This is a genomic window from Lysobacter sp. TAB13 (assembly GCF_052113885.1).
Taxonomy (GTDB): Bacteria; Pseudomonadota; Gammaproteobacteria; order Xanthomonadales; family Xanthomonadaceae; genus Lysobacter; species Lysobacter gummosus.
Genome location: NZ_JBFRDR010000222.1, coordinates 1 through 436 on the forward strand (window position 1 = coordinate 1; position 436 = coordinate 436).

Consider the following 436-nt stretch of genomic DNA (forward strand, 5'->3'; position numbering starts at 1 on the left):
GCGTCTCGGCGATGCCGCCGATCGGCGAGCCGGCGATGCGCCGGCGGCCGAGCAGGAGCGGCACGGTCGAGGGCTCCGCGAGCGGCCCGACCTGGCCGACCAGGACAAGCGTCGCATCGACATCGAGCAGCGACAGATAGGGATTGATATCGTGCTTGACCGGCACGGTATCGATGATCAGGTCAAAACCGTTCGCGGCCCCGGCCATGGCCTCGGCATCGCTGGAGACCAGCAACCGGTCGGCGCCGAGCGCCAGCGCATCGGCCAGCTTGTCTGCCGTACGGCTCATCACCGTGACATCGGCGCCGAGCGCAGCCGCGAGCTTCACCGCCATATGGCCGAGGCCGCCGAGACCAACCACGCCGACGCGGCTGCCCGGTCCGACATTCCAGGTGCGCAGCGGCGAATAGGTGGTGATGCCGGCGCAGAGCAGCGG

At 69.7% G+C, this 436-nt stretch carries 1 protein-coding gene; it reads right to left on the reverse strand.

The genetic code is table 11. The features are described 5' to 3' along the window. On the reverse strand, window positions 1-436 hold a 436-nt coding region (locus AB4Y92_RS25910), incomplete at both ends, for a zinc-binding dehydrogenase (protein ID WP_441822229.1).